26 protein-coding genes are annotated in these 24,464 nt (G+C 71.7%); 17 read left to right on the top strand and 9 right to left on the bottom strand.

Annotated elements, in window-relative coordinates; all coding sequences use genetic code 11:
- Positions 1-17: 17 nt before the first annotated feature.
- The 3 genes from JOL79_RS04020 to JOL79_RS04010 all read left to right on the top strand — a co-directional run bounded on the left by JOL79_RS04020 (position 18) and on the right by JOL79_RS04010 (position 2,869).
- Entirely contained in the window at positions 18-1,082 is a 1,065-nt protein-coding gene (locus JOL79_RS04020) for a methyltransferase (protein WP_210154289.1), read from the top strand.
- Positions 1,082-2,311: a cytochrome P450 gene (locus tag JOL79_RS04015; RefSeq protein ID WP_210154288.1), complete on the top strand. Its 1,230-nt coding sequence runs from the start codon at positions 1,082-1,084 to the stop codon at positions 2,309-2,311. The genes JOL79_RS04020 and JOL79_RS04015 overlap by 1 nt, the downstream gene beginning before the upstream one ends.
- A gap of 186 nt (positions 2,312-2,497) precedes the next feature.
- Positions 2,498-2,869 (top strand): ArsR/SmtB family transcription factor, encoded by a 372-nt coding sequence (locus tag JOL79_RS04010; RefSeq protein ID WP_210154287.1) that lies wholly within the window; start codon positions 2,498-2,500, stop codon positions 2,867-2,869.
- Here JOL79_RS04010 and JOL79_RS04005 read toward each other — a convergent pair.
- Complete coding sequence (locus tag JOL79_RS04005) at positions 2,857-3,342, bottom strand: SRPBCC family protein (RefSeq protein ID WP_210154286.1); 486 nt, start codon at positions 3,340-3,342, stop codon at positions 2,857-2,859. The genes JOL79_RS04010 and JOL79_RS04005 overlap by 13 nt on opposite strands.
- A gap of 85 nt (positions 3,343-3,427) precedes the next feature.
- Between JOL79_RS04005 and JOL79_RS04000 the strand changes: the two genes are divergently transcribed.
- Positions 3,428-4,303 (top strand): LLM class flavin-dependent oxidoreductase, encoded by an 876-nt coding sequence (locus JOL79_RS04000; RefSeq protein ID WP_210154285.1) that lies wholly within the window; start codon positions 3,428-3,430, stop codon positions 4,301-4,303.
- A gap of 18 nt (positions 4,304-4,321) precedes the next feature.
- Here JOL79_RS04000 and JOL79_RS03995 read toward each other — a convergent pair whose 3' ends face one another.
- A complete protein-coding gene (locus JOL79_RS03995; RefSeq protein WP_210154284.1) occupies positions 4,322-4,570 on the bottom strand; it encodes an acyl carrier protein in 249 nt (82 codons plus the stop codon).
- Positions 4,571-4,738: 168 nt separating this feature from the next.
- Here JOL79_RS03995 and JOL79_RS34875 point away from each other — a divergent pair, with 168 nt between their 5' ends.
- Complete coding sequence (locus JOL79_RS34875) at positions 4,739-5,146, top strand: nuclear transport factor 2 family protein (protein WP_210154283.1); 408 nt, start codon at positions 4,739-4,741, stop codon at positions 5,144-5,146.
- Positions 5,147-5,172: 26 nt separating this feature from the next.
- The gene (locus tag JOL79_RS03985) at positions 5,173-5,916 is read left to right on the top strand and encodes an SDR family NAD(P)-dependent oxidoreductase (RefSeq protein WP_230984209.1); all 744 of its coding nucleotides are present in this window, start codon (positions 5,173-5,175) and stop codon (positions 5,914-5,916) included.
- On the opposite strand, the gene JOL79_RS03980 is transcribed toward JOL79_RS03985, so the two are convergent.
- Both JOL79_RS03980 and JOL79_RS03975 read right to left on the bottom strand, forming a co-directional pair.
- The gene (locus JOL79_RS03980; RefSeq protein WP_210154282.1) at positions 5,909-6,826 is read right to left on the bottom strand and encodes an aromatase/cyclase; all 918 of its coding nucleotides are present in this window, start codon (positions 6,824-6,826) and stop codon (positions 5,909-5,911) included. The two genes, JOL79_RS03985 and JOL79_RS03980, sit on opposite strands and share 8 nt — an antisense overlap.
- Before the next feature lie 121 nt (positions 6,827-6,947).
- Positions 6,948-7,730 carry an SDR family NAD(P)-dependent oxidoreductase gene (locus JOL79_RS03975; protein WP_210154281.1) on the bottom strand — a complete coding sequence of 261 codons (783 nt, stop codon included), beginning with the start codon at positions 7,728-7,730 and terminating at the stop codon, positions 6,948-6,950.
- 155 nt (positions 7,731-7,885) lie between these two features.
- On the opposite strand from JOL79_RS03975, the gene JOL79_RS03970 reads away from it, so the two are divergent.
- From JOL79_RS03970 to JOL79_RS03950, 5 genes are read left to right on the top strand one after another with little or no spacing between them, the layout of a single operon-like run.
- Positions 7,886-8,233, top strand: a complete 348-nt coding sequence (locus JOL79_RS03970) for an antibiotic biosynthesis monooxygenase family protein (protein ID WP_210154280.1) — start codon at positions 7,886-7,888, stop codon at positions 8,231-8,233.
- Positions 8,230-9,489, top strand: a complete 1,260-nt coding sequence (locus tag JOL79_RS03965) for a beta-ketoacyl-[acyl-carrier-protein] synthase family protein (protein WP_210154279.1) — start codon at positions 8,230-8,232, stop codon at positions 9,487-9,489. The genes JOL79_RS03970 and JOL79_RS03965 overlap by 4 nt, the downstream gene beginning before the upstream one ends.
- A 4-nt stretch (positions 9,490-9,493) precedes the next feature.
- Positions 9,494-10,696, top strand: coding sequence for a ketosynthase chain-length factor (locus tag JOL79_RS03960; RefSeq protein WP_210154278.1), 1,203 nt, complete (start codon positions 9,494-9,496; stop codon positions 10,694-10,696).
- Positions 10,693-11,742, top strand: coding sequence for a ketoacyl-ACP synthase III family protein (locus tag JOL79_RS03955; protein ID WP_210154277.1), 1,050 nt, complete (start codon positions 10,693-10,695; stop codon positions 11,740-11,742). Before JOL79_RS03960 ends, JOL79_RS03955 begins: the two co-directional genes overlap by 4 nt.
- Positions 11,739-12,749: an acyltransferase domain-containing protein gene (locus tag JOL79_RS03950; RefSeq protein ID WP_210154276.1), complete on the top strand. Its 1,011-nt coding sequence runs from the start codon at positions 11,739-11,741 to the stop codon at positions 12,747-12,749. The genes JOL79_RS03955 and JOL79_RS03950 overlap by 4 nt, the downstream gene beginning before the upstream one ends.
- Here the strand turns inward: JOL79_RS03950 and JOL79_RS03945 are convergent.
- The gene (locus tag JOL79_RS03945) at positions 12,678-13,538 is read right to left on the bottom strand and encodes a class I SAM-dependent methyltransferase (RefSeq protein ID WP_210154275.1); all 861 of its coding nucleotides are present in this window, start codon (positions 13,536-13,538) and stop codon (positions 12,678-12,680) included. The two genes, JOL79_RS03950 and JOL79_RS03945, sit on opposite strands and share 72 nt — an antisense overlap.
- A 157-nt stretch (positions 13,539-13,695) precedes the next feature.
- On the opposite strand from JOL79_RS03945, the gene JOL79_RS03940 reads away from it, so the two are divergent.
- From JOL79_RS03940 to JOL79_RS03915, 6 genes are all read left to right on the top strand, one after another.
- Positions 13,696-14,133, top strand: a complete 438-nt coding sequence (locus JOL79_RS03940) for an ester cyclase (RefSeq protein ID WP_210154274.1) — start codon at positions 13,696-13,698, stop codon at positions 14,131-14,133.
- Between the two features lie 372 nt (positions 14,134-14,505).
- Positions 14,506-15,297 carry an AfsR/SARP family transcriptional regulator gene (locus tag JOL79_RS03935; RefSeq protein WP_210154273.1) on the top strand — a complete coding sequence of 264 codons (792 nt, stop codon included), beginning with the start codon at positions 14,506-14,508 and terminating at the stop codon, positions 15,295-15,297.
- A 222-nt stretch (positions 15,298-15,519) separates the two neighbouring features.
- Entirely contained in the window at positions 15,520-16,299 is a 780-nt protein-coding gene (locus JOL79_RS03930; protein ID WP_210154272.1) for a cyclase family protein, read from the top strand.
- Positions 16,300-16,479: 180 nt separating this feature from the next.
- Complete coding sequence (locus JOL79_RS03925; protein WP_210154271.1) at positions 16,480-17,946, top strand: acyl-CoA carboxylase subunit beta; 1,467 nt, start codon at positions 16,480-16,482, stop codon at positions 17,944-17,946.
- Complete coding sequence (locus JOL79_RS03920) at positions 17,943-18,602, top strand: response regulator transcription factor (RefSeq protein ID WP_210154270.1); 660 nt, start codon at positions 17,943-17,945, stop codon at positions 18,600-18,602. The genes JOL79_RS03925 and JOL79_RS03920 overlap by 4 nt, the downstream gene beginning before the upstream one ends.
- Before the next feature lie 190 nt (positions 18,603-18,792).
- Positions 18,793-19,137 (top strand): hypothetical protein, encoded by a 345-nt coding sequence (locus JOL79_RS03915; protein WP_210154269.1) that lies wholly within the window; start codon positions 18,793-18,795, stop codon positions 19,135-19,137.
- A 111-nt stretch (positions 19,138-19,248) separates the two neighbouring features.
- Here JOL79_RS03915 and JOL79_RS03910 read toward each other — a convergent pair whose 3' ends face one another.
- Genes JOL79_RS03910 through JOL79_RS03895 form a run of 4 tightly spaced genes read right to left on the bottom strand, consistent with a single transcriptional unit; the run spans position 19,249 to position 24,449 of the window.
- Positions 19,249-20,658: an MFS transporter gene (locus tag JOL79_RS03910; protein ID WP_210154268.1), complete on the bottom strand. Its 1,410-nt coding sequence runs from the start codon at positions 20,656-20,658 to the stop codon at positions 19,249-19,251.
- Positions 20,655-21,527 carry a BtaA family protein gene (locus tag JOL79_RS03905; RefSeq protein WP_210154267.1) on the bottom strand — a complete coding sequence of 291 codons (873 nt, stop codon included), beginning with the start codon at positions 21,525-21,527 and terminating at the stop codon, positions 20,655-20,657. The genes JOL79_RS03910 and JOL79_RS03905 overlap by 4 nt, the downstream gene beginning before the upstream one ends.
- 10 nt (positions 21,528-21,537) lie before the next feature.
- Positions 21,538-23,412 carry a CoA transferase gene (locus JOL79_RS03900; protein WP_210154266.1) on the bottom strand — a complete coding sequence of 625 codons (1,875 nt, stop codon included), beginning with the start codon at positions 23,410-23,412 and terminating at the stop codon, positions 21,538-21,540.
- Complete coding sequence (locus JOL79_RS03895) at positions 23,409-24,449, bottom strand: flavin-containing monooxygenase (RefSeq protein WP_210154265.1); 1,041 nt, start codon at positions 24,447-24,449, stop codon at positions 23,409-23,411. Before JOL79_RS03895 ends, JOL79_RS03900 begins: the two co-directional genes overlap by 4 nt.
- Positions 24,450-24,464: the final 15 nt, after the last annotated feature.

The following is a 24,464-nucleotide window of genomic DNA, read 5'->3' as shown; positions in this document are numbered from 1 at the left end:
CTCGAACGGAGTACAAGGTGTCCGACGCACGTGCCACTCCCGACATCCAGGCGGACGACGCGTTCGTCAGGATGCTCGCCCTGACCGACACGGTCGCTCCCTGGGCCATCCGCGCGGCGGCGACGCTCGGCCTGGCCGACATGGTCACGCCCGACGGCGCGTCCGCCGACACGATAGTGAAGGGGCTTGAGGCCGCGGGGGAGACCGTCGATCCCGAGGCGGTCCGCCGCCTGCTGCACTACCTGGCGTCCCTCGGCGTCTTCGAGCACGACGGGCCGTCCGATCTCTACCGCCCGACGCGGCTGTCGGCACTGATGTCCGAGCACAGCCCGGTCAGCATGCGCAACTGGTGGCACGCCGACAGCGCGATGTGCCGGCTCGACCAGACCCCCGTGCTCCTGCTCGACGCGGTGCGGACGGGCCGGCCGGTCTACGAGCGGATCTTCGGCCGCGACGTCTGGACGGACCTCGCGGACAACCCGCCGCTGGCGGCGTCCTTCGAGAGGGCGATGGCCCACAAGACCCGCATCTCGCTGGGCGCCATCATCGCGGCCGTCGACTGGGCGGAGTACGGCGACGTCGTCGACGTGGGCGGCGGCCACGGGCTGCTGCTCGAGGCCGTCCTGCGGAGCTCACCGGACGCCCGCGGCGTCGTGTTCGACACCCCGGCCGGGGTCGCCACCGCGCGTGCGCACCTGGCCGGCTCGCCGGTGGCCGACCGCACCGAATTCGTCGAAGAAGACTTCTTCGCCGCCTGGCCCACCGGCGCGGACACGTACGTCCTGATGAACGTGCTCCACAACTGGTCAGACGACCAGGTCGTGGCGGTGCTGCGGCGCGGCGCCGAGGCGCTCGGGCCGGACGGCCGGCTGCTGGTGATCGAGACGATCGTGGGCGGCGACGGCGACCAGCGGTCCCTGGCCCGGCTGGACATCATGATGCTGCTGTTCTGCGGCGGCAAGGAACGCAGCCGCGCGCAGTACGACGAGCTAGCGGCGCGGGCCGGGCTGACCGTCACCGCCTCCCACCCGACCTCCTTCGGCCTGGCGATCCTCGACCTGCGACCGGCCGGGAGCGCGTGATGGAGGAACGCGTGATGGAGGAACACGTGATGGAGGAACACGGCGTGCGCCGTTTCCCGTTCGGCCCCACCACGGGACTGGAGCTGGACGGCACGTATCGCGAACTGCAGGAGTCCGAGCGGGTCGCCCGGATCCGGATGCCGTTCGGCGGGGACGCGTGGCTGGTCACGGGCTACGAGGACACCAAGTTCGTGCTCTCGGACCCCCGGTTCAGCCGCGCCGTCACGCTGGCGATGGATCTGCCCCGGCTGCAGCCGCAGATCGTGCAGAACCCCGAGATGATCATGAGTATGGATCCGCCCGACCACACGAGGGTCCGTCAGGTCGCCGCGCGGGCGTTCACCCCCCGCCGGGTGGAGAAGCTGCGCCCGTGGATCGCCGGCCAGATCGACGACCTGCTCGTCCGGATGGCCGAGCAGGGGCCGCCCGCCGATCTCATGAAGGATCTCGCGACGCCCCTGCCCATCGCGGTGATCTGCGAGATCCTCGGCGTCCCGTTCGCGGACCGGCACCGGTTCCGGGAGTGGTCGGAGATCGTCATGTCGGTGACGGCGTTCACCCCGGAGGAGATCTTCGCCGCCTTCCAGAGCCTCAGCGAATACCTGGGGTGGCTGGTCAGGCAGCGCCGGGTCGCACCGGCCGACGACCTGTTCAGTGCGATGGTGCGGGCTCGGGACACCGAGGCGGTGATGAGCGAGCGGGAGCTGGTGACGTTCGGCGTCACCCTGCTCGTGGTCGGCCACGAGACGACCGTCAACGAGATCGCCGACATGATGTTCGTCATGCTCCGCGACGGCGTCTACGCGGAGCTGGCCGAAGGCGGTGGCCCGGCGCTGCCGCGGGTCGTCGAGGAGCTGCTGCGGTTCGTCCCGATCGAGAGCCCGGGCGGATTCGCCCGCGTCGCCACCGAGGACGTCGTCATCGGCGACACCCTGATAGCCAAGGGGGAGGCCGTCTACACCCAGCTGTCGGCGGCCAACCGCGACCCGCGGGTCTTCTCCGATCCGGACGCGATCGACTTCGAGACGGCGAGGGAGCAGCATCTGACGTTCGGCTTCGGCCCGCACCGCTGCATGGGGGCGGCCCTGGCCAAGATGGAGATCGAGCTGGTCATCGAGGGTCTGCTGCGGAGGATGCCCGGTCTGCGGCTCGCCGTCGACCCGGGGCGGATCGAGTGGAAGGTCGACCGGCTGGTACGAGGGCCTGAGGCGCTCCCGGTGACGTGGTGAACGCTCCGGCGAGAGGGCGCCCGGCCGCCGATCCGGCATCCGCGGGGCGCCCCGCGCCGGTCCCGCTCGCGGCCGCCCGGCGCAGAGCCCCTGCGGCGTTGACAGGTAGGATACCGCCTACTGATAATGTACTCGAGTCGGCGGATATCAGACCGTTGACGACGGTGCGACCAGGGGCTGCCAACCATGCCGAGGAGCGGGAAGACGACGACGCCGGACGGCGTCCCCACCCTGCTCGACGACGTGTTCCCCGCGCTGGCCAACCCGGTCAGGCGGCGCATTCTCCAGCTCCTGCTCCAGGGTCCGCGGTCGGTCAACAGCCTGGCGGCGCACTTCGACATGGCCCGCCCCAGCGTGTCGGAGCATCTGAAGGTGCTGCGCGACTCCGGTCTGGTGACGGAGCAGAAGATCGGCAGGGAACGCCACTACTCACTGTGTCAGGCGCCCATGCTGGAGATCTCCAACTGGCTCCACCCCTACGAGGTCTACTGGCGGGATCGGCTGAGGCTGCTGCGCGACACCGTGATGGAAGAGGAGTCCGGCTCTCAGGACGGGTAGGGCCGCCCCTCGCAGGTGATGCCCTGCCCGGGGGCCTGGTCCGCCAGAACCGATTCCAGCCGGCGCAGCAGCCACGAGCGCCAGCCTCCGCCCATGATCCGGCGTGCCCGCTGCTGCAGCTCGTTGTCCGGATCGAAGCCCTCGTGGTCGAAGAACAGGCGGGTGCCGTGGCCCTCGGCCACCAGCCGCCAGGTCGCCGTGCACCGCGCCCCGCTCGGGCCGTGGTCGTCCCAGCTGATCCGCAGCAGGCGCTCCGGCTCGATCGCCAGGACCTGGCAGTGGATGACGCCGTCGAACTTCGTCGTCGGCACGGCCTGCGCCACGATGGTGAACCGGTGGCCGACAATCGGCTGAAAATCCTCCGGCCCGAGCCATTTCGTCACCAGCCGCGGTTCCGCGAACGCCCGCCAGACGCGGCCGGGAGGATACGGAAGGAACTCGTCCAGGCTGATCGCCCGGGGGTCGTCCGGCATATCCGTCAGCTCTCGATCAGGGACTGAATCACCACGGCGAGCCTATCGCCGCGGTCACGACAGCGCACGTGTGAAGGAGACACCCATGAAGATCGGAATCGGGTTGCCGGGTGACGAACCGGAACTGCTGCTGGACTGGGCGCGGAACGCGGACGAGGGACCGTTCAGCACCCTCGGACTGCTCGACCGTTTCATCTGGCGCAATCCGGAGCCGCTGGTGATGCTGGCCGCCATCGCCGCCACGACGCGGCGGATCCGGATCCAGACCGAGGTGCTGATCGGCCCGCTGCGCGACACCGCGTTGCTGGCCAAGCAGGTGGCCACGCTCGACCGGCTCGCCAAGGGCCGGTTCACGCTCGGGATGGGCGTGGGCAGTCGTACCGACGACTTCGAGGCGGCGGGAATGCCGCTGAAGGGCCGCGGACACCGGCTCGACGATCAGCTGATCGCCATGCGGCAGCTGTGGGCGGGCGGCCGGGCCGACCGCGGGCTCGGGCCGGTCGGGCCGGCGCCGCTGACGCCGGGCGGCCCCGAGATCCTGTTCGGCGCGTTCGCGCCGGCCGCGCTGGCCAGGGTGGCCCGGTTCGGGAACGGGCTGCTGTGCGCCGCGCCTCCGCCGTGGGCGGGCGACCTGTTCCGCGCGGTCGACAAGGAGTGGTCGCAGGCCGGGCGGCCGGGCCGCCCGCGCAACGTCGGTCAGCTCAACGTGGCCTTCGGCTCGGACGAGACGGTGGCCACGGCCAAGGCGGCGATCAGCGAGTGCTACGCCATCGTCGGGGCCTCCCACTGGATGGTGGAGGGCATGCTCACCACCGAGGACAAGATCCGCACGGCGCTGCGCGGATTCGAGGAACTCGGGGCGGACGAGGTCATCCTGTACTGCTGGTCGCCCGAGATCGGTCAGGTGGACCGGCTCGCCGAGCTCGTCGGCCGCTACAGCGCGCGGAAGATCGGCGTCTGACCGGAACGTGATCCGGGGTCACGCCCGCCCGGGCGCGCCGACGACCTCAAGGAGGTCCCTGGGAGTGGAGACGTCCTCAAGCTCGGCGTCGGGCAACGCGCGCCCGCACGCGCGCTCCACGTGGTGGGCGATCTCCATCAGCGCCAGCGAGTCGTACCCGAGATCCTCGAAGGTCCTCGTCTCGAACCCGTCGGCCAGATCGATCGTGTCGTCGTCACCCGCGACCCGCCGCATGATCTGCTTCAGCTCGTCGAGACTCAACCGCATCGTCTTCCCGCCTCCTCTTCCCCGGGGTGGTGCTCCGCCCGGGGACCAGCCTGGCCGCGTCCCGTGCAGCCGCGCTCGAACGGGGATGGACCATCGCCGGTCAGGCGCCCCTGTAGCCCGCGACGGGATCGTGAGTCCGCAGGACCGACTCGTGGAGGGCAGGCCGGAGTGGACGAAGACTACGTTGACGCGCAGCACTTCTACGCGCGTCAGATGCAACTCCTCGACGCGGGGTCGACCGACGAGTGGGCCGGCACGTTCACCGACGACGGCGTCTTCGAGGTCGGCGACGTCGCGGTGCGCGGCTCGGGCGACATCGCCAAGGCGGCCCGCGAGACCGCCGGCGCGTTCGCCGCGGCGGGCGTCACGCGCCGGCACTGGATCGGGATGCTGACCGTGACACCCGGCCCGGAAGGGCTGACGGCCCGCAGCTACGCGCTCGTGCTGGAGATCCCGCGTGGCGGCGAGGTGGTGGTCAGGCGCAGCACGGTCTGCACCGACCTGCTGGTCAGGACGGGCGACCGGTGGCGGGTGAAACACCGCAGGGTCACCCGGGACGGGCTCGACCCGGAGTGACGCGCACAGGGAGGGAAGGTGAGCCGATGGACCGGGTGGTGATCGTCACCGGCGGCGGTTCCGGCATCGGCCGGGCCACCGCGCACGCGTTCGCCGGACGCGGCTGGGGTGTGCTCGTCGTCGGCCGGGACGCCGGCGCGCTCAAGGACACCGCGGCGGGCCACGAGGGCATCCAGCCGTTCGCCGCGGACCTGTCCCAGGAGGGCGCGCCCGAGGCCGTGGCCGAGGCCGCCCGGCAGCGGTTCGGCCGGGTCGACGCGCTGGTCAACAACGCGGGCATCGGGATCTTCGGCGCGCTCGGCGGGCTGGCGCGGGCCCACGTCGAGGCCCAGGTGGCGACCAACCTCATCGCGCCGATCATGCTCACCCAGGCGGTGCTCGACGACCTCTCGGCCGGTGGGGGAGTGGTCGTCAACATCAGCTCGGCCGGGTCTCTCGGGCTGCGCTCCTGGCCGCACAACGCGGTCTACGGGGCCACCAAGGCGGCGCTCGACGTGCTGACCCGCTCCTGGGCGGTGGAGCTCGGCCCGCGCGGGATCCGGGTCGTGGGCCTGGCCCCCGGGATCGTCGACACCGCCGCGGGGATCCGGGCCGGGATGCCGGAGCGGGACTATCTCGGATTCCTGGAGACGATGCGCGAGCGGGTGCCCCTGGGCCGGATCGGCCGCCCCGAGGAGATCGCCTGGTGGATCGTGCAGCTCACCTCTCCCGAGGCGTCGTACGCCAGCGGCACCGTGTTCGCCGTGGACGGAGCCCTGTCGGTCACCTGAGCGTCTCGGCGTACTCCTTGGCGGCGCGCAGGGTGGCCCTGCTGTTGCGGCCCAGTGCCTCGCGGACGAACGCGTGCGCGCCGGCCACCGTGGCGCCGGAGCCGAGGACGTCCGTGACGGCCTCCTGCGCGATGGCCACGGTGTGCTCCGACGTGACCGCCGTCTCGCCGCCCTCCGGCCGGATCGTCCAGCGGCCGGTGTGCGCCGCAAGCAGCCGGGGCGTCCGCACCTGCTTGTAGACGATCAGGTGCTCGGGAAAGCAGACCCGCACCGAGGTCGTGGAGTGCGCCGAGCCGTCGGCCGCGCGGGTGTCCATCGTCATGAGCTGCACGTCGGGCGTCTCCGACTCGACCGTGACGGCCGCCACGTGCGGCAGCCGTTCGTGCCACAGGTCGGCCCGGTAGAGGAAGTCGTAGACGTCGCCCGCGGCGCCGCGCACCCGCACCGTGTCCTCGAACGTGACCGGCCGGCCGCCCGCCGCGGCGGTGCGCAGGGCGGCCAGCTCGGCCTCGCTGTTGCGGTCGACGGCCTTGGCGACGAAGTCGAGCCCGGCCTCGTCCACGGCGCTGAAGTCGTGCCTCAGCCGGACCCGGGTGCCGCCGCCGACCGGCTCGACGATCCACTCGCCGCCCATCGCGGCCACCGGGTGAGCGGGCACCTCCTGGCGGAACCGGATGCGCAACCCCTCGGGGTCGAGCTCACGCCGCGACGTCCAGGTCTTGGGCCTGCCGTTGGCGGTGGCCCAGATGCGGAGGCGTTCCGACCCGCCGCCGCGTTCGATCACCGCGACGTGGACGGTGGGCGGGAAGACCGCAGGCCAGCCGCTCGCGTCGGCGAGGACCGCGTAGACCGCCCGCGGGTCCGCCGGCAGGGTGATCTGGTGTTCGGTCTCGTGCGTGGGTGTCGCCATCGGGGCGCTCCTGTCGGTCGGACGGGCTGCTCGGACGGGCTGCTCGGAAGGGTTAGCCGGAAGGGCCGTTCAGCAGGGCCGTTCAGCAGGGCTGTTCAGCACGGCCGCTCAGCAGGGCCGCTCAGTACGTGCCGAGTCCGCCGCAGACGTTGATCGCCTGCGCGGTGACGGAGGAGGCCGCGTCGGAGACGAGGTAGCGCACCATCCCGGCGACCTCCTCCGGAGTCGAGTAGCGGCCGAGAGGGATCTTGTCCTCGAACTTCGCGAGCACCTCGTCCTCGGTGACACCCCAGAACGCCGCGTAGCGCCGGCGCACGCCCTGCGCGAGCGGCGTCTCGACGTACCCCGGGCAGACGGCGTTGACCGTGATGCCCGTCTTGGCCAGCTCCAGGGCGAGCGCCTTGGTGAGCCCGACGAGTCCGTGCTTGGAGGCGGAGTAGGGCGCGCCCAGCACGACGCCCTGCTTCCCCGCCGTAGAGGCGATGTTGACGATCCGCCCGCTGTCGCGCTCCAGCATTCCGCCGGTGGTCAGCACCGCTTTGATCATCCGGAACGCGCCGGTCAGATTGGTGTCCAGGATGTCGAGCCACAGCTCATCGGGGAGCTCCGCGGTCACGCCTCCGCCGCCGCGGCCCGCGTTGTTGACGAGCACGCCGACGGGGCCGTAGCGGTCGCGGGCCGCCCGCACCAGGTCCTCGACGGCGGCGGGGTCGCGGACGTCGCAGACGCGGCCGCCGGCCTCGACGCCCGCCTCCCGCAGGTCCTTGACGGTCAGCTCGACGGCGTCGGGCGTACGCGCGCACAGGAACACGGGCATCCCGGCGCCGCCCAGGTCACGTGCCACGGCGAGGCCGATGCCGCTGGTCCCGCCCGTGACCAGAGCGACCCGATCTTCCTCGGACATGGGTTCTCCTTTCGGTCGACGCCAGGGTCACAGCGGCCGCTCGAGTGGCGCTAGACGACCTGAGTTCGAGCGGGCCGCAAGAGCCGTGCCGCAGCGTCGTGCCGGAGACCACCCGCCGCCCGTGCGGAACCACGGGCCCCGATCGAGGAGCACGGATGCCGTACACCGAGTTCGGAGGGGCCGTCACGTTCGTGAACCGCTTCCTCCTGCACGGCTCAGCGGAGGAGTTCGAGCGCGTGTTCGCGGCCACCTCGGAGTTCATGGGCCGCCGGCCCGGGTTCCTGTGGCACCTCCTGCTGCGGCCCATGGACACCGGAATGGACACCGCAACGGGCAGGCACTACGTCAACATCGCCGCGTGGCGGGACGAGGCATCCTTCCGCGCGGCGGTGGGGCACCCCGAGTTCGCGCCGCACGCGGGCGCGCTGCGGGCGCTCAGCACGAGCGAGCCCGCGCTGTACGAGACGCGGCAGTCGCGCGCCGCGGCGGCGGTACGGCCGTGAGCAGGCGGGTGGTCGTCACCGGGCTCGGCGTGGTCGCGCCCGGCGGGATCGGGGTCGAGCCGTTCTGGGAGCTGCTGCTCTCCGGCAGGACCGCCACGCGCGGGATCACCGCGTTCGACCCCGCGCCGTTCCGCTCCCGGATCGCCGCGGAGGCGGACTTCTGCCCGGAGGAGGCCGGCCTGCCGGCCGGCGCGGTCGCGCGGCTCGACCGGGCGGCGCAGTTCGCGCTGGCCGCCTGCGGGGAGGCGCTGGCCGGCAGCGGCCTGCGGGTCGAGGAGGCTGTCGCCCATCGGGTGGGCGTGAGCCTCGGCAGCGCCGTCGGCTGCACCCAGAAGCTGGAGTCCGAATATGTGGCGATCAGCGGCCGGGGCGCCGCCTGGGACGTGGATCCCACGCCGGCCTCGCCACACCTGTACGACTACTTCGTCCCCAGCTCGATGGCCGCCGAGGTGGCGTGGGCGGTCGGGGCGCGGGGCGCGGTGTCCATGGTGTCGGCCGGATGCACGTCCGGCATCGACGCGATCGGGTACGCCTGCGAGTTGATCCGCGAGGGCTCCGCCGACGTGATGGTCGCGGGCGGCACCGATGCCCCGATCGCCCCCATCACCGTCGCGTGCTTCGACGCCATCAAGGCCACCTCCGCCTACAACGACACGCCCGAGAGCGCCTCACGGCCCTTCGACCGCACCCGGAACGGGTTCGTGCTGGGCGAGGGCGCCGCCATCATGGTGCTGGAGGAGGCCGGGACGGCACGGCGGCGCGGGGCGCCGATCCTCGCCGAGATCACCGGCTACGCCTCACGCGGCAACGCCTACCACATGACGGGCCTGCGCGCCGACGGCGCCGAGATGGCCGCCGCGATAACGGCGGCGCTCGACGAGGCCCGGTGCGACCCGTCCGCCGTCGGCTACGTCAACGCGCACGGCACGGCCACCAGACAGAACGACCGGCACGAGACCGCCGCGATCAAGAAGGCGCTCGGCGAGCACGCCTACCGGGTGCCGATCAGCTCGATCAAGTCGATGATCGGCCACTCGCTGGGCGCCATCGGCGCGATCGAGGTGGCGGCCGCCGCGCTCGCGGTGGAGCGGAGCGCGATCCCGCCCACGGCCAATCTGCACGAGCCCGATCCCGAGCTCGACCTCGACTACGTGCCGCTGGTCGCGCGCGAGCGGCGGGTGGACGTGGCGCTGACCGTCGGCAGCGGTTTCGGCGGGTTCCAGAGCGCCCTGCTCGTCCGCCGGTTCGACGGGTGATCGCATGGGCGACGTCGTAGTGACGGGGATCGGCGTGGTCTCCCCGATCGGGCTGAGCGCCGAGGACTACTGGGCGGCCGCGATGAGCGGGCGCAGCGGCATCCGTCCCATCCGCCGGTTCGCCACCGCCGGCCTGCCCGCGCGCCTGGCCGGTGAGGTGGAGGGCTTCGCGCCCCGCGATCACCTTCCGGCCCGGCTGCTGCCGCAGACCGACCTCATGACGCAGTACGCGCTCTACGCCGCGGACCGGGCCCTCGCGGAGGCCGGGCCGCCGCCGGGCTCGCCGCTGGACGCGGGAGTCGTCACGGCGGCGGCCTCAGGGGGCTTCGGCTTCGGGCAGCGGGAGTTGCAGCATCTGTGGGGCGAGGGCCCCGGCCACGTCAGCGCGTTCATGTCGTTCGCCTGGTTCTACGCGGTCAACACCGGTCAGATCTCGATCCGGCACGACCTGCGGGGCCCGGTCGGGGTGATGGTGACCGAGCAGGCCGGCGGGCTCGACGCGATCGCGCACGCCCGCCGCAAGGTCGCGGGCGGGGCGCGGATGATGGTGACCGGAGGCATGGACGCGTCCCTGTGCCCGTACGGCATGGCCGCGCAGCTGCGCTCGGGACGGCTCAGCCGGGGCACCGACCCCGCCACCGCCTACCTGCCGTTCGACCGCAGGGCCCAGGGGCACGTGCCGGGCGAGGGCGGCGCCCTGCTGACCCTGGAGGACGGTGAGGCGGCGCGGGCGCGGGGCGCCCGCGTGTACGGGCGGATCGCCGGTCACGGCGCCGCCTTCGACCCGCCCGCCGGCTCCGGCCGGCCGTCCACGCTCGTCCGGGCCGTCGAGGCGGCGCTCGCCGACGCCGGCGCCGAGCCCGCCGACGTGGCGGTCGTGTTCGCCGACGCCGCCGCCGACCCGGGCCTCGACGAGGCGGAGGCGGAGGCGCTGACGGCCGTCTTCGGGCCGCGCGGGGTGCCGGTCACCGCGCCCAAGACGCTGACGGGCCGGCTGTACTCCGGAGCGGCGCCGCTGGACGTGGTGGCCGCCCTGTTCGCACTGGACGTGGGCGTCGCCCCGGTCACGGCCAACGTCGCAGACGTCGACCCGGAGTCGCCGCTCGACCTCGTGCTCGGCCGGCCCCGGCCCGTCACGGGGAACGCGGCGCTCGTGGTGGCCAGGGGCGCCGGCGGCTTCAACAGCGCGATGGTCGTGCGCCGATGACGGGCGGGCTCTACATCGCGGGCTGCGCGTCCTGGCTGCCGCCCGCCGTGCCCACGGAACGGGCGATGGAGGTGGGGGAGTGCGATCAGGCGCTCGCCGCCGCCACGGGGATGCTCGCCGTCGCCGTGGCCGGCAAGGAGACCGGTCCGGAGATGGCCGCCCTGGCCGCCCGCACGGCGATGACGCGGGCGGGTGCCGGGCCCGGCGACATCGACCTGGTCCTCCACGCCAGCCTCTACTTCCAGGGCCATCACCTGTGGTCGCCCGCCTCGTACGTGCAGCGGGCCGCGGTCGGGAACACCTGCCCCGCCATGGAGGTCAGGCAGGTGTCCAACGGCGCGATGGCCGCGCTGGAGCTCGCCGCGGCCTATCTGGAGGCCGGGCCGCGACGGACCGGCGCCCTCGTGACGACGGGCGACCGGATGAGCCCGCCGGGCTTCGACCGCTGGCGCAGCGACCCGGGCACCGTGTACGCGGACGGCGGGACGGCCGTCGTGCTGTCCCGCGCGGCGGGGTTCGCCCGGTTGCGCAGCCTCGTGACGGTCTCCGATCCGAGCCTGGAGGGGATGCACCGAGGTGGTGACGCGTTCGGCGTCCCGTCCCCCGACGAGCAGCCCATCGTCGACCTCGACCTGCACAAGCGCGCCTACCTGAGCGAGGCGGGGCGTACCGTGACGGCCGCCAGGGTCAGGGCGGGCCAGCGGTCCGCGCTCACCGGCGCGCTGGACGCGGCCGGGGTCGCGCTCGGCGACATCCGAGGCTTCGCGCTGCCCCATATGGGTTTGCGCAGGCTCAGGGCGGGCTTCCTCGGCCCGTTCGGCATCGATCCCGGGCTGACGACCTGGCCGTGGAGCCGGAGCGTCGGCCATCTCGGCGCGGGCGACCCGATCGCCGGCCTCGATCACCTGGTCGGCGCGGGCCGGGTCGGTCCTGGCGAGCTGTGCCTGCTCGCCGGCGTGGGGGCGGGGTTCTCCTGGTCGTGCGCGGTCGTGGAGGTCCTGCACCGCCCGTCCTGGGCCGTGCCGGCGAGAGGGGCGGCGACGTGACGGTGACTCTGCTGATGTTTCCCGGTCAGGGGGCGCAGCACCCGCGCATGGGATGGGGCCTGTACGGGGCCGAGCCGCGTTTCACCGCGGCGCTGGACGAGGTCCTCGCCGCCTTCGACGACGGAGACGCGCTGCGCCGCGACTGGCTGAGCGACGACCCCCGGGTGCCGCTCGACCACGTCACCCGGGCGCAGCCGTTGCTCTTCGCCCTCGACTACGCCCTCGGCCGGGCGTTGACGGAGCACGGCGTGCGGCCGTGGGTCATGCTCGGCCACAGCGTCGGGGAGATGGCGGCCGCGGTGCTCGCCGGCGTCTTCACCCTCGGAGACGGCGTCCGTCTGCTCCAGGAGCGGGTCCGGCTGCTCGCCGAGGCTCCGCCGGGCGGCATGCTCGCGGTCTCGGCCACGGTGGCCGCGCTGGACGGGACGGTGACCGACGAGGTGGTGGTAGCCGCGGTCAACGCGCCCCGGCAGACGATCCTCGCCGGGCCGTGCGAGCCGCTCGCCCGCGTCGCGGAGCGCCTGCGCGGTGACGGCGTCGTCTGCGCCGCGCTGACCGCATTCCACAGCCCGTCGCTGGCGTCCGTCGCCTCGGCGGCGGTGGAGGGCTTCGCCGCGACCCCGGTCAGGCCGCCCCGCGTCCCGCTGTACTCCTGCTACACGGCGGCGCCGCTGACCGGGGAGGTCGCCGCCGATCCCGGCTACTGGGCCGGTCACCCGGTGCGGCCGGTGCTGTTCTGGCCCGCGCTCGACGCGATCCTGTCGAGCCGAGACGACGTCGTCTGCGTCGAGGCCGGTCCGGGGCAGGGGCTGAGCACGATCGCCCGGCGGCACCGCTCCGTGCGGGCGGGACGAGGGGCGGTGGTGCCGCTCCTGCCCGCACGGGCCGGCGGGCCCGGCGCGGACCTGGCCGCCTTCGCCGCGGCGCTGGCCCGCCTAACGGGCGACCCACGCGGTGACGAACCGGACCGGCACCTGGATCACCAGCGGCCCGCTCCCTCCGCGTAGCCGGTCGAGCCCCTCGATCAGCCGTTCCCGGAGGTCGTCGCGCTGCCGGGGCGGCAGGTGCTGCCACAGCAGGCGCATGCCCTGCGTGTGCGACCACTCCACCCACCGTTCCGGTGACTCGGCGGTCATCAGGACCGGCTCGTCCAGCACCCGCACGTCGCCGTATCCGGCTCGCTCCAGGGTCCGCTCCAGGTCGCCGGTGTCCTCCAGCCAGCTGTTGAACCGCCGTACGAGCGCCTCGGGCCGCCATTCCGGGGGGAGATGCTCCAGCAGGGAATTCGGGATGAGCGGGGTGAACTCCGGCGGCAGGAAGGGAAAGACGCCGGGCCGGAAGACCGGGCTGGAGAACACGACGCGGCCTCCGTCGGCGAGCAACCGGGTGTAGCGGGAGAGCGCCTCGGGGGCGTTCGTCAGGAAAATGACGCTGTAACCGCCCAGCACCACGTCGAAGGACCGTTCGGGCAGGCCGGGGTCCTCCGCGTCCATCACCCGCGCCTCGACGTTGGCCGAACCGCGTGCGGCAGCCTCCGCGCGGACCTCCTCCACCATGGCGGGCGCCAGGTCGATCCCGAGCGCTCGCCCGGCCGGTCCCACCCGTTCCGCCGCGGGGAACAGGCTCGCGCCCCGGCCGCACCCCACGTCGAGCACCCGTTCGCCCTCGGCGGGCGCGGCCAGCTCGACGAGCCTGCGGCCCATGGGGGTGAAGAACTCCACGCCCATCCGGTCGTAGCGGGCGGCCGAGTCGTCGAAGACCACCGCGACCTGTCGCTTGTACGCCGAGCTGTCCATGCGTCCTCCGTCCGCGTGTCACCGCACATTCCCGAGTATTCGAGCGGTCCTGGAGAACCGGTCGAGAACGAATGCACCGGCGGCTTTCCCGCTTGTCGCCCGAACGATCCCGGGCGAACAATCGAGTCGGAGACCCGGCCCACAGAATGGAACGTCGATGAGTGAGCAGATCGAAACGGTCCGCCGCATGGTGGCGGCGTACAACAGCGGGGAAACCGGTGACGTCGAGGATTTCATTCATCCGGAATACCTGAATCCCGGCGCGCTGGAGCACAACCCCGACCTGCGCGGCCCCACGGCGTTCGCCGGCGCGGTCAAGTGGCTCAAGTACGCCTTCTCCGAGGACGCCCACCTGGAGGAGATCGGCTACGAGGAGAACGGCCAGTGGGTGCGCGCCCATCTCGTGCTCTACGGCCGGCACGTCGGCAATCTCGTCGGCATGCCGCCGACCGGGCGCAAATTCGCCGGTGAGCAGATCCACCTCATCCGCATCGTGGACGGCAAGATCCGCGATCACCGGGACTGGCCGGACTATCTCGGCACCTACCGGCAACTGGACATGCCGTGGCCCGAGGACGGGGGCTGGCGTCCCTGATCGCGGGGTCACGCCGTCACCGTCCGGTCCGTCACCGTCCAGTCCGTCACAGTCCTCGTCGCCGTGGCCGCCTGGTCCGGGTCCGAACGCCGCCGCGTTCCGGCTCGGGCGGCCGCGGTTTCGCGCGTTTTCGGGGCGATTGAGGATGATGCGAGTCCCGTGAAACGCTCCATCGATCCGGCTGGTCGTGATATTCGCATGGAGTGGCATGAGATTCTCATGCCGCTATATGAGGAGTTCATGTCCTTATAGAGGCAATGGTGTTGACATGGTGATAATGATGGTGTCTCATCAGATGGATAGAAGTGGGTGATATGTATTAGATCGTGGCCGAATTTCATTAAATGCCGTTAAAAGGGGACGTCTCCGGCAATGGAAGTCAAGCTCTTGGGACCGCTCGTCGCGTCCCAGAACGGAATGTTCATCACGCCGATTCCACGCAAACCCCGGCAAGTCTTCTCGCTGCTGGCGCTGAATGCGGGAACCGTGGTCACGGTGCCCGCATTCGTCGAGGAACTGTGGGGGATGCGCCCCCCGGCGAGCGCGCTCTCCACCCTGCAGACCTACATCCTTCAGGTCCGCAGGGGGATCGCCCCGGCACTCGGCGCCAGCCGTACCGACGCGACCAAGCACATCCTGCGGACCTGCTACGGCGGCTACATGCTCGACATCGATCCCGGCGACGTGGACGTCCACCGCTACGAGCACCTGTCCCTCGCCGGCAAGCGGGCCTTCGAGTCCGGTCAGTGGGAGACGGCCTCGGCGCTGTGTCATGAGGCGCTCGCCCTGTGGCGCGGAGAGGCGCTGGTCGACGTGCACGCGGGCATGCGGATCGGGGTAGAGGTCGCGCGGCTTGAGGAGAGCAGGCTCGGCGTGCTGGAAACCCGCATCGAGACCGATCTGCGGCTGAACAGGCACGCCGGGGTGCTCGCCGAGCTCTCCTCCCTGACCGCCCGCTTTCCGATGCACGAGAACTTCTGGGCGCAGTTCATGATCGCGCTGCACCGGTCGGGGCGGACGAGCCAGGCCCTGGAGAACTTCATCAAGATCCGCACCACGCTGGTGAGCGAGCTCGGCGTCGAACCGTCGGCCCGTCTCCGCCACCTCCAGCAGGCCATTCTGCGCTCGGACCCGAAGCTCGATCTCGTCAAGATCGCCGGGTGACCCTGGCCGCTCCCTGACTCGCCGCTGGACCGTCGGCGCCAGTGTGCCGGTCGCCGTTGGAAAGCCGGTGGAAGCCCGGTGGAGAAGCGCTTCGGCCCGCATGGTCCACCCGCGCTCCACGTGCCCTCCAGGCCGTCCCGCTGTGCTCGAAGGCGGCGACGATTTCCAGCGGGCGGCCCCGGCGAAGGGCGGCCCGGCGAGGGGCGACAAAGGAGGCGGCCGGTGCGGTTTGTCGACATCAGCAGCGCGGTGGACGCGGCGGCGTGGGAGCCGGATCCGATCGAACACGTAATCCTCACTCCCGCGCAGGGGGCCGCGCACATGGCCGCGGAGATGCGGGAGCACTTCGGTGTCGATTTCGATCCCGCGGAGCTGCCCGACGGCGAGTTCCTTTCGCTGGACCGGATCACGCTGACCTCCCATACGGGCACCCACGTGGACGCCCCCTCGCACTACGGCTCACGCGCCCTCTACGGCGACGGCCGGCCGCGAGACGTCCACGAGCTGCCGTTGGAGTGGTTCTACGGTCCCGGGCTCCTGCTCGACCTGCGAAGCTGCGACGGGCCGGTGGCGGGCGTGGCCGAGCTGGAGCGGGCCATGGACCGGGCGGGGCGCCGTCCGGAGCCGGGCGACATCGTGCTGCTCGACACCGGCGCGTCCGCGTGGGCGGGGACCCCGCGCTACTTCACCGACTTCACCGGCCTCGACGGTCCCGCCGTCCACCTCCTGCTCGACCACGGAGTGCGCGTGATCGGAACCGACGCGTTCAGCCTGGACGCGCCGTTCGGCGACGTGATCTCGCGCTACCGGTCGAGCGGCGACCGCTCGGTGCTGTGGCCCGCCCACGTCGCCGGCCGCAACCGGGAGTACTGCCAGATCGAGCGGCTGGCCAACCTGGACGCGCTGGACCGGCCGCACGGCTTCCTGGTCGCCTGCTTCCCCGTCAAAATCACCGGCGCCGGGGCGGGGTGGGCCCGCGCGGTCGCCATCTTCGCCGAATAGCCGATTAGCCGAGATTGCCCGCCGCCGTCCGCGGCGACATCTTTGTTTGGAAGAAGTAGTGGAGTGTTCCCTGTGGGATCATCCGATCATCGGCCGAACACCAGCGCTCTGGAGTGATCCGCGGCCGAGTCGTCACCTCGCTCGTTGCCGGGAAAAGGATCTCGATTCGATGGAGTGGTAATGACCGGTCCTCCGCGCTCGCCGTCCCCCGCGGTATCGAGGATCGAACCCGCGGTCGTCCGGCGCCGCGTCGACATGCTGACCGACCCCGGCTCGTTCGTGGAGTTCGGCAGCCGGGCCCGGCACCGGGCGACGGCGTTCGGCATGCAGGCACGCAGGCCGGCCGGGGACGGCGTCATCACCGGGCACGGGACGGTCGACGGCCGTCCCGTCGGCGTGTTCGCCCAGGACCCCTCGGCCCTCGGCGGGTCGCTGGGCGAGGTGCACGCCACCAAGATCCTGACGGTGCTCCGGTGGACCGAGCGGGCGAGGATGCCCGTGGTCGGCCTGCTCGACTCGGGCGGCGCCCGGATCCAGGAGGGCCTGGCCGCGCTCGACGGCTATGGCGCGATCTTCCGGGCGCATGTACAGCTCTCGGGCAGAGTGCCGCAGCTCAGCCTCATCCTCGGCGCCTGCGCGGGCGGCGCCGTCTACTCTCCGGCGCTCACCGACGTCATCATCATGCTGCGGGAGAACGCCCACATGTTCCTGACGGGCCCGCAGGTCGTCAAGGCGGTGACCTTCGAGGAGGTCAGCCCGGCCGAACTGGGCGGAGCCGAGGTCCACACCCGCCGGTCCGGCGTCGCACACCTGGTGGCCGGCAACCACGCGGACGCCATAGACCTGGCCCGCCGCGTGCTGTCCTACCTGCCCGACTCGTGCTGGGACGAGCCCCCGATGGGGGTGCCCGCGCCCGCGGGCGTGCTGCCCCGGCTGCCGGAGAGCCCACGCATTCCGTACGACGTGCGCGGGGTGATCGGGGGCCTCGTGGACGCGGACAGCTTTCTGGAGCTCCAGCCTCGTTTCGCGCGCAACCTGGTGACGGGATTCGCCAGGATCGAGGGCCGCCCGGTCGGAGTGGTCGCGAACCAGCCGCTTGCCCTCGCGGGCGCGCTGGACATCGCCGCGTCGGAGAAGGGAGCGCGCTTCGTCCGGCTGTGCGACGCGTTCGGTGTGCCGCTCGTCGTCCTGGTGGACACCCCGGGCTTCCTTCCCGGGACCCGGCAGGAGACGAACGGCGTCATCCGCAAGGGCGCGAAGCTGCTCTACGCGTTCTCCGAGGCCACGGTGCCCAGGCTGACCGTCGTCCTGCGCAAGGCGTTCGGCGGCGCGTACATCGTGATGAATTCCAAGTCGTTGGGAGCGGATGCCGTGTTCTGCTGGCCGGGGGCCCAGATGGCGGTGATGGGAGCGGAGGGAGCGGTCGACATCGTCTACCGGCGCGAGCTGCGCGACGACCCGGAGGCCAGGCAGGGCCTGGTGGCGAGCTACGAGCGCGAGGTGATGGGCTCGCATCTGCCTGCCGAACGGCTGTCGGTGGACGAGGTCATCGAGCCGGAACGCACCAGATCGGTGCTGGCCGCGACCTTGCGGACGCTTGCGGGAGCGATCCGGCCCCGCTTCCGTCACGACAACCTTCCCCAATGAGGACGGCCGGCTCTGCCCGGACCTCGGCCGCCGAGCCGGGAAACGGGACGATTCGCGTTCTCGTCGCCGAAGACATGGACATGGTGCGGGGCGCCCTGGTCGCGCTGCTCAACCAGGAGGCGGACATCGAGGTGGTCGGAGCGGTCTCCGACGGCCGGCAGATCGTCGCCACCGCCCGCAGCGGCTGCCCCCACGTCGCTGTCGTCGACGCCGACCTCTGCTGGAAGGATCGGTTCGCGGCGGTCGCCGAGCTCAAGGAGAGCCTGCCCGGCTGCGACACCCTGCTGCTCAGCAACCTCGCCCGGCCGTCCGCGCTGCGGCAGGCCCTGTCGGCGGGCGTGCGGGGGCTCATGCTGAAGACGTCGCCACCCGAGCAGCTCGCCGACGCCGTCCGCCGGGTGGCGGCCGGTTACCGGGTCTTCGACGCCGACGTGGCCCTCGCCTCGTGGGGCCTCACCGACTGCCCGCTCACCGACCGTGAGGTGGAGATCCTCCAGCTGGTGTCCGAGGGCGACGAGATCACGGAGATCGCGAGCGCGCTCTTCCTGTCGCCGGGGACCGTACGGAACTACCTGACGGTCGTGGTGAGCAAACTGAAGGCCCGCAACCGCATCGACGCCATTCGCATCGCCAGGAAGTCGGGCTGGATCTACTGAGCCCGGCTTGGTGCGCCGAATCGTTTTAGGGGGCGGGTAGGGGAGCTGTCCGGTGCCGCGGGCCGGAACGCTGAGATCGCCGGAGAAAAGCGGCCGGTGGTTTTCGACGGAAAGGGCGCCGCCGAAGCGTGCGAGCCCCTTTTCCGGCCGGACTCCGTACGAGGGCACCAAAAGAAAGTGAGCAAGGAAAATGGGACTGAGGAACGTCGCCAAGGCAGCCGTTGTCGCGACGGCGGTGGCCGCCGCCGGTGTGAGCCTTACCGCGCAGCCCGCTTCGGCCGCGACCACCGTCGATTGGTACAGCGCCCAGGGCCAGTTCGACAACAACCCGGGCAACGGCGCCGCGAGCTGGGTCTGGGTCTACGCCGGCCCCAACACCTCCGCCGCCGTGGAGTACCAGTACTACAACGGCGCCACCGGCCGCGTCACCGCCAACACCTGGGGTGCGGCCAGCGCGAACCTGGGCCAGGACATCTGGCGCATCCGCGTCTGCGTTCTGCGACTCGTCGCGACGTCGTGCTCGAACTGGACCTGATCTAGGTAGATCGCTCTCGTGGCCCGCCTGACGGTGGGGCCACGAAAGCGCGCCACGAATTCGCGCTCGCGGAGAAGCTCAGCGGTGGCGCCGGCCGTGGGGTGCGGAACCCTATGCCTGCGCTTGGGGTTTCTCAGTGCGTTCCTGGGGCCCGGCTCCGGGAAGCCGGCGGGTCGCCGGGATGCAGGCGGCGATCACCGCTGCTGCCACGACGAGAGCCGGGGTCAGGCCGTCGGCGTAGGCATCCGGGGTCATACCGCCGCCGGAGAGCAGGAAGACGGTGGCGAGCCCGGCGACGCCGAGTGCGCCGCCCACCTCGCGCAGCGCGTTGAGCGCTCCCGAGGCACGTCCCTCCTCTCCGGGTCCCACGGCGCCGAGCACGGTGACGGCCGAGGCGGGGAAGATCAGACCCATCCCGGCGCCGCCGAGGATCGAGGGGGCCATCAGCATCGCGAAGGACGGGTCGTCCGGCACGACGTAGGCGAATCCGGCGAAGGCCGCGGCCAGGAGGACCAGCCCGGCGGCTACCGGACGGCGCGGGCCGTATCTGTCGCAGGCGATCCCCGCGAGCGGGGACACGAACATCGGCATGAGCGTCCAGGGCAGCAGCCGTAGTCCCGCCGAGACGGGCGTGTGTCCCTGGACGGTCTGCAGGAATGGCACGAGCAGGAAGATCGAGCCGAACGTGCCGAAGTACATCGCGACGTTCACGACGTTGATCGAGGTGAACGCCGGGATGGTGAAGAAGCGGCGTGGGAGCACCGGCTCGTGTGCACGGCGCTCCCAAGCCCCGAAGGCGATCAGCGCCGCACCACCCGCCGCCAACGGCACCAGAACTCTGGAGGAGCCCCAGCCGGCGTCCGGTACGGCCGTGAGCGCCAGCAGGGCTCCGGCCAGCCCGACGGCGACCAGGGTGACGCCGGGTACGTCGAGGTGGCGCGCGGTGCCGCTCTTGGGCGGCAGCGTCCAGAGGCAGGCGAGGAACGCGCCGATCCCGACCGGCAGGTTCAGCCAGAACACGAACGGCCACGAAGACGCCTCGACAACGGCTCCTCCGACGAGCGGCCCGACCGCGACCCCCAGCCCGTTCACTCCCGACCAGATGCCGAAGGCCAGGCCGCGGTTGCGGTCAGGAAAAGCCTCGCCGACGAGCGTGAGCCCCACAGGAAGGATCACCGCCGCGCCCACTCCTTGGGCCGCGCGGGCCGCTACCAGACCGCCGATTGTGGTGGACAGTGCGGCGACCACCGAAGCCGCCGTGAACGCCGCGATCCCCCACATGAAGACGCGGCGACGTCCGTAGCGATCTCCCAGGGCGGCTCCGAGAAGGATCATCGCCGCGAACGACAGCGTGTAGCCGTTCAGCACCCAGACCAGTGTCTCCAGCGAGACCGACAGATCCGACCTGATGCTGGGCAGCGCAGTGGTCACCACCAGGTTGTCCAGCGCCGTCATGAACACAACCGTGGAGACCAGCGCCAGCACCACCCAGCGACTGGAGGGGCCTCGCTGAGTGCTCATCGTGCACCCGGCTGTTCGACCTTCAACGAACCCCAGAGCATGGACCGGTCGCGACTCGCCCACCGGGTCTCGTCGGGATCGTCGCTCTCGGCGAAGCTCCGGGAGACCACGACCGCTTCCGGGGCCGTCGCATGGCGCACAGCCGCCTTCAACCGAGCCGTGTAGACCGGGCCGGCGGCGTCCAGCACGTTGGAGAGGCTGATGCCATCGTATGTTCCGGCGGGCACCTCCTCCAGGTGGGCGGCGACGTCAGCGCAGACCAGCTTGACCCGGCGTGGGTCGAAAGGGGGGATGGGGTCGTCGAAGTCGCCGAGCAGGAGACGCCGGACGAACGGGTTGTGGCGGTTGGGATGCTGGGCGATGCCCCGTTCGAACCGGGTGCGCAGCAGGACGTCGAAGCGCATCGGCGCCCGCGAACTGTAGGCCTCAGAACCCGCCGCGCGGGTGGACGTCCGCGACGCGAGAACCGCGAGGATGGCGCGCAGGCGACGGGTGTCGAAACGTTCGCGCCACACCCGCAACTGCTCGGCGGGATCGTCCATCGCGCAGAATCGGATGAGCTCGCCGCTGCGCAGTCCGGCCAGCGCAAGACCGTACCGGCTGAGCTGCTGCATCCGCTCGACCCTTCCGAGCCGCGCCGGTGCTCCGCGGAGACGCTCCCGGACGTAGTCGATCTGCACGGGATTGGAATCGACCGCAGTCACCTCGGCACCGCCGGCGGCCAGTCGCATCGCGACGTCACCTCCTGAGGCGATGACCAGAAGGCGGCCCTGGCCTGGCAGCACCGCCGCCTCGATGGCCGCGTCCTCGTTGACCGAGCCGAATACGAGCCTGCCTTCGCGTCGTGGTGCCTTCTTGATCGATGGCATGGGATTCATTTCACTCAAATCTCCAGGGGTTCCTGGTGAACGCGGCTCTGGTCCCGTGCAGGAGCTCGGAGAGTCCTGAGTCGGCAGGAAGATCAGCCAGGTCCTCGCACACCGTGACGGCGTCTATCCCCGACTGGCGCAGGAGCTTCACCCAGTCGTCGGCGGGCCTCGTGGTGAGGGCCTCGATCGAGGGGACCGTACGGCGGAATCGATCTGCCGGAGTGCCTGCGGGCAGTGCGAGGAAGCCGTGGGCGGTGGGCAGCGGCCGGTCGAGCTCCGTCCAGATCGGGCGGCCGTTCCGGCGGCCGATCTCCCGTTCCGCCGCCAGATCCTCGAGCGCTGGAGCCTGGAGCACACCCGCCGCCGCAAGCAGGCCCGACTCGACGCGCCTGCCTCGTCCGTCCGACGTACGGGCGGCAAGGGCGGCCACGACGCCCTCAGCCACAGTCAGTCCGCCGAGGAAGTCGAGCAGGGTCATCAGGGAAGGAACCGGGCGCTCGTCGTCGGGCCGGAGCTGCTCGCCCAGGCCCGCGTACGCCTGAACGATGTAGTCGGTGCCATGCAGGGCCGCAGGTTCGCGGGCGTCCCCCCAAGCGGAGGCGACGGCCCACACGAGCCGCGGGTTCATGGCGGCCGAGGCGGCGGCGCCGAGCCCGAGGTCGTCTGCTCTGCCAGGAGCCAGGTTGTGCAAGAACGCGTCAGCACCGGAGATCAGCTCACGTACGGCGTCGCGGCCGCGCGGGGTCCGCAGGTCGGCCTGCACAACCTCCTTGCCGCCGTTCACCGCGAGGAAGGGCGCGGAGCAGCCGTCGATGAGCGGTGGGAAGGACCGGTGCGGCTCACCGCCCGGCGGCTCGATCCGTACGACGTCGGCGCCCAGGCGGCGCAGGACCATCCCGGCGACCGGGCCCTGGATCCGGCGCCCAAGCTCGACGACGCGTAGTCCGGTCAGTGGCCCGGCGCCCGCGTTCGTCCTGTGGGTGCGGGGCGGGTGCGCAGCTGATGGAAGGATCTCGTGGGGAACGATCGTCCACGGTGGCCCCACTCGTCCGTGCTCGCGCAGGCCGAGCTCTTCGAGGCGTTCGGCTGCGCTCCGCAGGCGGCACAGGCTGACCCCGGCCTCGGCCGCGATGGCAGCGATCTCCGCCAGCGGACGAGATCGGGCCGCGGCGTGCAGCTCGGGCGGCAGCGGCCCTTCCGCGCGGGGAAAGCGCAGGTCGAAGGTCAGCCAGCAGCGCCCAGCGATCGCCGCCGTAACGCCGAGCGCCTCCCACATCCGGCGCCATGCGTCGGCGTCGATGCATTCGAGCTCGAAAAGGACCCCGTCGGCCGAGGTGAACGGTGGCGGCTCTCCTTCAGTGAGCAGTGCCCTCTGGAGGAGGGCGAGCCCGTCGTCATCGCCGGCCTGGGCGGCGGCGGTGGCAGCGGCGAGGTAGTGCGACACCGTGAGCAGCGCCGCCTCGGTCGCAGAGGTTTCGACGACCGTTCCTCCCTCATGGCCGTACGCCCGGCCGACCAGCACTGCCAGCACGCCGGTAGCGGCGAGGACCCCGGCGGCCGTCGCGGCATAGTCGAGGCCGATCCGCCGGGGACCGAGGCCCTCCCGGCGTCCGTGCACCGCCATGAGCCCGCACCTGGCCTGGACGGTGACCTCGTCGACGGGGCCGTCAGCGACCGGTCCTGCCCAGTCGGCCCGTACGCCGAGGGTGGTCCCGTCCGGTGCCGCGACTTCCATCGGAGTACCGGGGTGACGGGAGGGGTGACGGGTCGCGGTGGCACCGAGATCGGTCAGGTGGCGGAGGCAGGTGGCCTCGGCGAGTGTTCGGGGGGCTCCGGCGACGGTGTACCCGGTGAGGACCGTCGCCGTGGCGGCCGCGCGGGTCACGGCTTCCTCCGCGCCGCGATGTGGCTGGCGATCAGCGCCGCGTCACGCCCGGCACCGGCGAGAAGGGCGGAGGCTCGATGCGTCATCCACGGCAGGCCCAAGACGTAAAGGCCGTCGAGCCCGGTCATCCCTTGGTTCTGTCGCGGAACGCCGGTGTCGTCGAGGACTGCCGTATCCACCCATGGCAGGGACGTCCGGTAGCCGGTGGCCCAGACCACGGCATCCGCGAGCACACCAGAGCCGCCCTCGAACTCCATCCGCCGCCCGTCGGCGGCGGACAGGCGGCCGACTCGGGTGATCAGCCCCGCACGTACCGGCCCGCGCAGGTCGGTGCCGATGATCATCTCCCGGGTTCGCATCTTCTGGCCCCGCGGGGAGTCGGCGGACACCTCCAGCAGCCCGAGGCGATCGAACCAGCGGAAGAGGTCGGCTCCGAGGAACCGTTGCGGCAGCCTTGGCAGCTCGCGTCCGGACAGCACGACGCTGCGGCCGTGTGCGGCCAGTTCGGCCGCGATCTGGACGCCCGAGTTGCCGGCGCCGACGACGACCACGCACCCGTCGGGCAGTTGCTCCGGGTTGCGATATCCGGAACTGTGCAGCGACACGACCGTGTCGGCGAGCCTCGCTGCGACGAGGGGGACGTGGGGTTTCTGGAACGGGCCTGTGGCCAGCACCACCTGCTTGGCAAGGACGGTGCCGGTGCTGGTCTCCAGGCGGAAGCCGTCGTCTTTGGTCAGGGCGGTGACCCTTGTGCGGAGCCTCAGCGGAAGGTCGAAGGCGTGGGCGTACTCGGCAAGGTAGGCCGCCACCTCGTCCTTTCCCGGATGGTGGTTCGGATGGCCCGGGAAGCGCAAGCCGGGCAGCCCGTTGTAGCGCGCGGGTGTGAAGAGCCTCAGGGAGTCCCAGCGGTCCCGCCAGGACGCGCCCACCTGGGATGCGGCGTCCAGGATCAGGAAGTCGGCCTTCATGCGGTGCAGTTCGTGCCCCAAGGCCAGGCCTGACTGGCCGGCGCCGATCACCGCGATCTCGGTATCCATACCTTTCGCCCGTTC

Origin of the sequence: Microbispora oryzae (genome assembly GCF_017896165.1) — a bacterium.
Lineage (GTDB): Bacteria > Actinomycetota > Actinomycetes > Streptosporangiales > Streptosporangiaceae > Microbispora > Microbispora oryzae.
This window is presented reverse-complemented; position numbering and strand designations above follow the sequence as displayed.

Bases quoted from the DNA above. Each gene is read 5' to 3' on its own strand.
- JOL79_RS03985 (WP_230984209.1), top strand. From the start codon at position 5,173: ATGGACCGGGTGGTGATCGTCACCGGCGGCGGTTCCGGCATCGGCCGG.
- JOL79_RS03920 (WP_210154270.1), top strand. From the start codon at position 17,943: ATGAGGACGGCCGGCTCTGCCCGGACCTCGGCCGCCGAGCCGGGAAAC.
- JOL79_RS03940 (WP_210154274.1), top strand. From the start codon at position 13,696: ATGAGTGAGCAGATCGAAACGGTCCGCCGCATGGTGGCGGCGTACAAC.
- JOL79_RS03970 (WP_210154280.1), top strand. From the start codon at position 7,886: ATGCCGTACACCGAGTTCGGAGGGGCCGTCACGTTCGTGAACCGCTTC.
- JOL79_RS03955 (WP_210154277.1), top strand. From the start codon at position 10,693: ATGACGGGCGGGCTCTACATCGCGGGCTGCGCGTCCTGGCTGCCGCCC.
- JOL79_RS03945 (WP_210154275.1), bottom strand. From the start codon at position 13,538: ATGGACAGCTCGGCGTACAAGCGACAGGTCGCGGTGGTCTTCGACGAC.
- JOL79_RS04015 (WP_210154288.1), top strand. From the start codon at position 1,082: ATGGAGGAACGCGTGATGGAGGAACACGTGATGGAGGAACACGGCGTG.
- JOL79_RS04005 (WP_210154286.1), bottom strand. From the start codon at position 3,342: ATGCCGGACGACCCCCGGGCGATCAGCCTGGACGAGTTCCTTCCGTAT.
- JOL79_RS03995 (WP_210154284.1), bottom strand. From the start codon at position 4,570: ATGCGGTTGAGTCTCGACGAGCTGAAGCAGATCATGCGGCGGGTCGCG.
- JOL79_RS03975 (WP_210154281.1), bottom strand. From the start codon at position 7,730: ATGTCCGAGGAAGATCGGGTCGCTCTGGTCACGGGCGGGACCAGCGGC.
- JOL79_RS03935 (WP_210154273.1), top strand. From the start codon at position 14,506: ATGGAAGTCAAGCTCTTGGGACCGCTCGTCGCGTCCCAGAACGGAATG.
- JOL79_RS04010 (WP_210154287.1), top strand. From the start codon at position 2,498: ATGCCGAGGAGCGGGAAGACGACGACGCCGGACGGCGTCCCCACCCTG.
- JOL79_RS03980 (WP_210154282.1), bottom strand. From the start codon at position 6,826: ATGGCGACACCCACGCACGAGACCGAACACCAGATCACCCTGCCGGCG.
- JOL79_RS03960 (WP_210154278.1), top strand. From the start codon at position 9,494: ATGGGCGACGTCGTAGTGACGGGGATCGGCGTGGTCTCCCCGATCGGG.
- JOL79_RS03910 (WP_210154268.1), bottom strand. From the start codon at position 20,658: ATGAGCACTCAGCGAGGCCCCTCCAGTCGCTGGGTGGTGCTGGCGCTG.
- JOL79_RS03915 (WP_210154269.1), top strand. From the start codon at position 18,793: ATGGGACTGAGGAACGTCGCCAAGGCAGCCGTTGTCGCGACGGCGGTG.
- JOL79_RS03905 (WP_210154267.1), bottom strand. From the start codon at position 21,527: ATGCCATCGATCAAGAAGGCACCACGACGCGAAGGCAGGCTCGTATTC.
- JOL79_RS03925 (WP_210154271.1), top strand. From the start codon at position 16,480: ATGACCGGTCCTCCGCGCTCGCCGTCCCCCGCGGTATCGAGGATCGAA.
- JOL79_RS04000 (WP_210154285.1), top strand. From the start codon at position 3,428: ATGAAGATCGGAATCGGGTTGCCGGGTGACGAACCGGAACTGCTGCTG.
- JOL79_RS03895 (WP_210154265.1), bottom strand. From the start codon at position 24,449: ATGGATACCGAGATCGCGGTGATCGGCGCCGGCCAGTCAGGCCTGGCC.